Raw genomic sequence first — 6,000 nt, 5'->3', positions numbered from 1 at the left:
CGCGGAAGCCGGGCCTTTCGCTACGCGAAATCAGCGCGGCGCCATGCGGATTGCGCCGTCGAGCCGGATGGTCTCACCGTTGAGCATCGGGTTCTCCACGATGTGGCGGGCCAGGGCCGCGTATTCGGTGGGGTCGCCGAGGCGGGCGGGGTGGGGGACCTGCGCGCCGAGGGCCTTGATGGCCTCCTCGGGCAGGGTGGCGAACAGCGGGGTGTGGAACAGGCCCGGCGCGATGGTGACCACGCGGATGTTCACACTCGCCAGGTCGCGGGCGATCGGCAGGGTCATGCCCACGATGCCGCCCTTGGATGCGGAATAGGCGGCCTGGCCGATCTGGCCGTCGAAGGCCGCGACCGAGGCGGTGTTGATGATGACACCGCGCTCCTCGCCCTTGAGCTCGGCGGCGGCGATGCGTTCGGCGGCCAGCCGGATCACGTTGAACGTGCCGATCAGGTTGACGTTGATGATCTTGGTGAAGTCGGCCAGCGGGAACGCGCCCTTCTTGCTGACCGTCTTGATCGCATTACCGATACCGGCGCAGTTCACCGCGATCCGCAGGGTGCCCAGCTGCGCGGCGGCGTCGAGCGCGGCGCTCACCTGCTCCTCGTTGGTGACGTCGGTCGCGGCGAAGACCACACCGTCGCCCAGCTCCTTGGCGATCGCCTCACCGTTGGAGGACGGCAGGTCGATGATCACCACCTTGGCGCCTTGGCCGTGCAGCTCCTTCACCGTGGCCAGGCCCAGACCCGACGCGCCACCGGTGACCACGGCGACCGCATTCTCGAGCTTCATACGAGGTCCTTTCTGATCGGTATCGGCGTCAGACTAGTCGCCGCACCACCAACAAGTAAATAGCGGTTCGCCTCCGCGCTCGCTGGGGAGCTGGAGGTGATCCGCAGTTCGTTCTCTGGTTATACCAGCTCACGGCAATCTCACCGGGTTGTTCCGGTTGGTCGCGCAACCTGGATGTTCTGCCGAGTTCGCTATCTATCGCTGGCCGGGCAAATACTAGAACATGTTACAGTTTCGGTGGAAGCGGCGGCAACCGCCGTGGTCGTGGCCAGGGTCTCCCGCAGTGCGGCGACCGCTGCGGTGACGGCCGCGCCGCCGGTGATCCACGCGGTTCCGGCGGGCTGGGTGGTGAGTACGACGACCACGAATCGGCCGGGCTGGGCGGGATCGGCGGACACCAGACCGGTCGTATTCAGCGTCGTGGAGTCGTCCAGCGTCATCCAGCCCTGTTTGATCGCCCAGTCCGTCCCGATGAGGGCGTCGGGGATGCCGAAGTATTGATCGGTTCCGTCGGCGGCGGTGGCACTCGCCCGATGCAGGGCGGTGAGGATCAGATCGCGCGCCGGCTGCGGGATCTCGGAACCGATGTAGCGGTAGATCCGCACCACATCCGCCGGCGTGGTGAGTGTTTCGCCCCACTGGGCCGGATCGTCCGGCGGCTCGGTGGCGCCGAGACCGATGTCCGCCGCGACACGGGAGACGATGTCGGGGCCACCGCCGGTGTCCCAAAGCGCGTCGGCGATATCGTCGTCGCTGGCCGACAACATCTGCGACAGCAGGGCGGTGGTATCCGAATCCGGCTGCCAGTTCACGCTTTTCAGCTCGTCGAGGGCGATCAGCAGTTTCACCACCGACGCGGTGTAGAACTGCTGATCGGTGTTCAGTCCTGCGAGCGTGGTCCCGGTGGTGGTGTCGACCACGTCGATCCCCACCCGACTGCCGGGTTCGGCGGCGAGGATCGCATTCTGCATCTGCTGCGCCGGCGTGTTCGGCGAAATCGGCTGGGCCGCAGCGGTGGTCGCACCGGCCGCCGCCGGCGCGACGGCGCCGACCGTGGCCGTCACCACGCCGACGGCGGCGGAACCGGGATGTGCCGCGGCGGTTCCGGTCGCTATACGAACCACCGCGATCCCGGAAATCGCGAGTACGACAGCGAATGCCGCGACAGCCAGTGCGCACCGGCGCGGACGACCGGACGGAATGCTCATATCTTCCAGAAACCGCGCGCAGCTGTGTGCAGCTCGAGGGCCGGTTGGTAGAACGCTGTCGGTTCACCGTGCCGTCGCTTTCGGGCGTGTTGGTGGACTCGGGCCCGTTCCCTGCGCCACGATCGTCGGGTGACCAAGAGCTCCTATCACCACGGAGATCTGCGAGCCACGCTGCTGACGGCGGCGGCCGAGCAGATCGCTGCCGACGGTGTCGACGCGGTGTCGCTGCGAGCGCTGGCGCAGCGCGCCGGCGTCTCCCATGCCGCGCCCGCTCACCATTTCGGCAATCGGCAGGGCCTGCTCACCGCACTCGCGATCCGCGGATTCGAGCTGCTGGCCGAGGAATTGCGCGGCTCTCGTGACGATTTCCGGGAGATGGCGGTCGCCTACATCCGCTTCGCGCGGCGCCACCCCGGACATTTCGACGTCATGTTCCGCCACGACCTGCTGCGCGTCGACGATCCTGAGCTGATCGCGGCCCGCACCGTATCCGGCGAGGAATTGCGTTTCGGGGTGGCCCAATTGGGTGTCGCGGAATCCGCGCGACCGGCGACCGAGCTGGCCGCCTGGTCGCTCGTGCACGGCTTCGCGTCGCTGTGGCGCGAGGGCGCGCTCACCGATTCCGATCTCGGCGGCGCCGATCCCGAACAGCTGGCCCGGCAGATGGTCGCCACCGTCGACTTCGTCGGTGCGAAAAAGTAACGACTACAACATATTTCGACTCAGCGCTCGTGGACCATCTCGGCGACCCGCCGCTGAGCTTCGGTCGCGTCGGTGTCCACGACGGCATCGGTGGTGGCGGTTTCGCTCCGGCCCGCGAGCAGATCGCGGATTTCGATCAGCAATTCGGTTTGGGTCGGGACGGCCTTCTTCTTGCGGCTGAACCGTTTCTGCAAGGTGTTCATCGGAAGAATGAGCACGAAATACAACACCGTCGCCACCATGAGGAAATTGATTCCCGCACTGACGATCGGGCCGACGGCGATGAATGTGGCCGGTTTTCCGGCGACCAGTTGCACGCCCAATCCGAGCTGCCCGTTGGTTCCCACGACCGCCAGCAGTGGCTCGACGATTCCCTTCGTCACCGAGGTGACGATCGCGGTGAAGGCCGTACCCATCACCACCGCGGTCGCCAATTCGATGACGTTGCCGCGCATCAGGAAGTCTTTGAACCCTTTGAGCATCTCAGCCTCACGATCGATCCGAACACATCAACGCTGTCTCGGACCGGCAGTCTAACGGCGAGCAGCGAACCAGCAGCAACTCGATGTGGGCTCGATCACGTGTTCGGATCCGAATCCGTCGGTGCCGGACGATACTCTTTCCTGCGTGGCCGAGAATTCGCCGGAGCTTTATCGAGAACGCCATTCGCGGGTGTCCACGGGCGCGATCGTATGGCAGCGGCAGGTAACGGGGGAGTCGGCCACGGTGTTGCCGGACGGCTGTATGGATCTGCTGTGGCTCGGTGGCCGGTTACTGGTGGCCGGGCCGGATACCCGCGCCTACCACAGCGGTGCCGCCGCGCAGACCGTGTACGGGATTCGCTTCGCGCCGGGTACGGCTCCGGCCCTGCTCGGCGTTCGTGCGCCGGAGCTGCTGGATCGCCGGGCCGAACTGGACGAGGTGTGGTCGTCGCGGCGGGCCCGCGCCATGGCCGACGTGGTCGCGGCGGCGCCTGATCCGCTGCGCGGACTCGAGGAGGTGGCCCGGCGCTGTGCGGCGGTGACCGCCCCGCCCGACCCGGTGGTGGCGCAGATCGTGCGCCGGCTGGACGCGGGGGAGACGGTCGCGGCCACGGCCGACACGCTGGGCCTGGGCGCGCGACGACTGCATCGGCTCTCGGTCGCGGCCTTCGGATACGGGCCGAAGATGCTGGCCCGCGTGCTGCGGATGCGCCGGGCTCTGGATCTGAGCCGCACCGGCATCGGTTTCGCCGAGACCGCGGCGCTGGCCGGATATGCGGATCAAGCCCATATGAACCGGGAGATCCGGGCCCTGACCGGGCGATCTCCCGGCCGTATCCGAGGGGCCGCCGCGCGCGCCGAGGAGTATCAGCTCAGCGGCGCGTAGAGGTCGACGCCGTTGCCGTCGGGATCGTGCACGGTGGCGTAGCGCTGGCCCCACACGGCGTCGAAGGGCTTTGCCTCCCCCTGGTATCCGGCCGCGACCAGTTCGTTGAACAGCGCGTCGACCTCGGCCGCCGAACCGCATTCGACGGCCAGTCCGATCCGGCCCGCCGCGGCGTTCCACTGCCGCGCGACGCCGGCGTCCTGTGCGATGTTCTCCTCCGAGTCGAGCATCAGCCGGAATCCGCCGGGTAGCGGAGCTTCCACGTGCCCACCACCGACGACCTCGCCGAATTCGAGACCGAGTCGCCGGTAGAAGTCGAGTGCGGCCGTCAGATCGGAGACGACCACGCCGATTGCGTTGAGTTGAGGTGCCATGGCGTCACCGTAGAGCGCCGCGGCCGGTGTCGTCTTGAACGAATCGGACGGCGTGGCTGGGTTTGTCACAATTCGGGATCGAAGGCCCGGTGACCAGGATCAATCTATTACCGCAACGTGCTGACCACCACAATCGGAGTGAATTTCGGTCGAAACGCTGGTCGGAGTGATTAGCGTTTCCCACAACGTGTTCGGGGACGCGAATCAGGGCAGGAGGGATATGGGTACCGACCAGACATTGCTGCATCGTTTCGTGATCTCGCAGATGACCGACGCCGGGATCGATCGTGACCGACTGCTGCGCGAATGCGAACTACCGGAATGGACACTGGCCGGCGAAGGCGTTCATGTGCCCGCGCGGGTCTTTTCCCGGTTATGGGAGATCGGTGAGAATTGGCTCGACGATCCCGATGTAGCGCTGCACGTCGCCAGCAGATATCAGCTGGCCGCCACGCGGCTCTACGACTATCTGTTCGCCAGCGCGCCGACCGTGGGCGCCGGACTGGCGACCTGTGGCCCGTACGTCACCGCGGTCACCACCAATCATCGCTTCGATCTGGTGGTGGAGAACGAGGCCGAGACCACGCTGTACCTGGACATGATCGAGGGCGACGGGCGTGGGCGCGAACTGGTGCAGCTGTGGGGACTGGTCGCCGTGCTGACCCGCGCCCGCCGCGTGGTGGCCGCGCCGTTCGACCCGGTCCGGGTATCCCTGCGACAGCCGGCTCCGCGTCGCCGGGAGACGTTCGCCGAGGTATTCGGTTCGGCGGTGGTGGAATTCGGTGCCCCGGTGGATTCGATGACCTTTCGGTCGGCCGATATGGATCTGCCGCTGACCACCGCCGATCCGGTGCTCGCGGAGGTGTTGCAACCGCTGGCCGCCGCGTTGCCGCCACCACCGCCGCTGGCCTCGGCCTGGCCGGAGCGGGTATCGCGGGCGTTGGCCGATGCCTTCACCGACGGTGAGGTATCGCTCGAGCAGGTGGCACGGCGGCTCGCCATCAGTCCACGCACCCTGCAGCGGCGGCTGTCCGAGGCCGGGACCACGTGGCGGCGCGAATTGGATCGAGCCCGCCTGGCCCGGGCCCAGGCCGCGGGCCCGCTGAGCCGGGAGCGGCAGGCGGCATTGCTCGGTTATGCGGACGCCGGCTCGATGCGGCGTGCGGCGCGGCGCTGGTCGATGGTGGCGCACACGCGCACTGCGGGATCGGCCGACTGCCAGGCCTGATTCACCGGATGCGGCCCCTGATCGCGGGGCAGGCGTGGCCGCGGAGCGCTTCGCTCGATCACCGGCCTCGGCGTGCGTGGGAAGCGACCGACGCCGGGGTGGGTGATCGAGCGGCACCGCGGGCCGCGCTATGCCCGCAGATTGCTCGCCGCGATACTCCAGAACGTATGCCGGTCCAGCGCCTGGAAATCCCAGCTCTCGGCGATGGCGTGGGAAGTGGCGACGATGGCCGGTACGTCGAAGTCCTCGCGGGTCGCCGTGCCCTTGGCCTCCAGTTCGGCGATCACGTACTGGGTGGCGGTTTCGAAGGTGTACAACACGGTGCTCT

Annotated in this window: 8 protein-coding genes; 3 read left to right on the top strand and 5 right to left on the bottom strand. The window is 67.5% G+C overall.

The window, feature by feature from the left end:
• Positions 1 to 30 precede the first annotated feature (30 nt).
• Together NN2_RS31140 and NN2_RS31135 are read right to left on the bottom strand one after the other, a co-directional pair.
• Positions 31 to 792 carry a 3-hydroxyacyl-CoA dehydrogenase gene (locus NN2_RS31140; protein ID WP_063018326.1) on the bottom strand — a complete coding sequence of 254 codons (762 nt, stop codon included), beginning with the start codon at positions 790 to 792 and terminating at the stop codon, positions 31 to 33.
• Positions 793 to 983: 191 nt separating this feature from the next.
• A complete protein-coding gene (locus tag NN2_RS31135) occupies positions 984 to 2,000 on the bottom strand; it encodes a serine hydrolase (RefSeq protein ID WP_063018324.1) in 1,017 nt (338 codons plus the stop codon).
• 129 nt (positions 2,001 to 2,129) lie between these two features.
• Here NN2_RS31135 and NN2_RS31130 point away from each other — a divergent pair, with 129 nt between their 5' ends.
• Positions 2,130 to 2,702, top strand: coding sequence for a TetR/AcrR family transcriptional regulator (locus tag NN2_RS31130; RefSeq protein ID WP_063018322.1), 573 nt, complete (start codon positions 2,130 to 2,132; stop codon positions 2,700 to 2,702).
• Between the two features lie 20 nt (positions 2,703 to 2,722).
• On the opposite strand, the gene mscL is transcribed toward NN2_RS31130, so the two are convergent.
• Complete coding sequence (gene mscL, locus NN2_RS31125; RefSeq protein WP_063018320.1) at positions 2,723 to 3,184, bottom strand: large conductance mechanosensitive channel protein MscL; 462 nt, start codon at positions 3,182 to 3,184, stop codon at positions 2,723 to 2,725.
• A 145-nt stretch (positions 3,185 to 3,329) separates the two neighbouring features.
• Here mscL and NN2_RS31120 point away from each other — a divergent pair, with 145 nt between their 5' ends.
• Positions 3,330 to 4,070, top strand: coding sequence for a helix-turn-helix domain-containing protein (locus NN2_RS31120; protein WP_063018341.1), 741 nt, complete (start codon positions 3,330 to 3,332; stop codon positions 4,068 to 4,070).
• On the opposite strand, the gene NN2_RS31115 is transcribed toward NN2_RS31120, so the two are convergent.
• Complete coding sequence (locus tag NN2_RS31115; protein ID WP_082857410.1) at positions 4,052 to 4,444, bottom strand: VOC family protein; 393 nt, start codon at positions 4,442 to 4,444, stop codon at positions 4,052 to 4,054. The genes NN2_RS31120 and NN2_RS31115 overlap by 19 nt on opposite strands.
• 220 nt (positions 4,445 to 4,664) lie before the next feature.
• On the opposite strand from NN2_RS31115, the gene NN2_RS31110 reads away from it, so the two are divergent.
• Positions 4,665 to 5,672 (top strand): AraC family transcriptional regulator ligand-binding domain-containing protein, encoded by a 1,008-nt coding sequence (locus NN2_RS31110; protein WP_030515536.1) that lies wholly within the window; start codon positions 4,665 to 4,667, stop codon positions 5,670 to 5,672.
• Between the two features lie 128 nt (positions 5,673 to 5,800).
• Here the strand turns inward: NN2_RS31110 and NN2_RS31105 are convergent, their stop codons facing one another.
• Positions 5,801 to 5,992 (bottom strand): hypothetical protein, encoded by a 192-nt coding sequence (locus tag NN2_RS31105; protein ID WP_030515537.1) that lies wholly within the window; start codon positions 5,990 to 5,992, stop codon positions 5,801 to 5,803.
• Positions 5,993 to 6,000 lie beyond the last annotated feature (8 nt).

It is taken from the genome of Nocardia nova NBRC 15556 (genome assembly GCF_001613005.1).
Taxonomy (GTDB): domain Bacteria; phylum Actinomycetota; class Actinomycetes; order Mycobacteriales; family Mycobacteriaceae; genus Nocardia; species Nocardia nova.
Note: the sequence above shows the minus strand (reverse complement) of the source record. Positions and strands in the feature narration are given on the sequence as shown.

What these genes read in the sequence shown, in the direction of transcription:
- NN2_RS31140 (WP_063018326.1), bottom strand. Translation starts at nt 792, where the DNA reads ATGAAGCTCGAGAATGCGGTCGCCGTGGTCACCGGTGGCGCGTCGGGT.
- NN2_RS31135 (WP_063018324.1), bottom strand. Translation starts at nt 2,000, where the DNA reads ATGAGCATTCCGTCCGGTCGTCCGCGCCGGTGCGCACTGGCTGTCGCG.
- mscL (WP_063018320.1), bottom strand. Translation starts at nt 3,184, where the DNA reads ATGCTCAAAGGGTTCAAAGACTTCCTGATGCGCGGCAACGTCATCGAA.
- NN2_RS31115 (WP_082857410.1), bottom strand. Translation starts at nt 4,444, where the DNA reads ATGGCACCTCAACTCAACGCAATCGGCGTGGTCGTCTCCGATCTGACG.
- NN2_RS31110 (WP_030515536.1), top strand. Translation starts at nt 4,665, where the DNA reads ATGGGTACCGACCAGACATTGCTGCATCGTTTCGTGATCTCGCAGATG.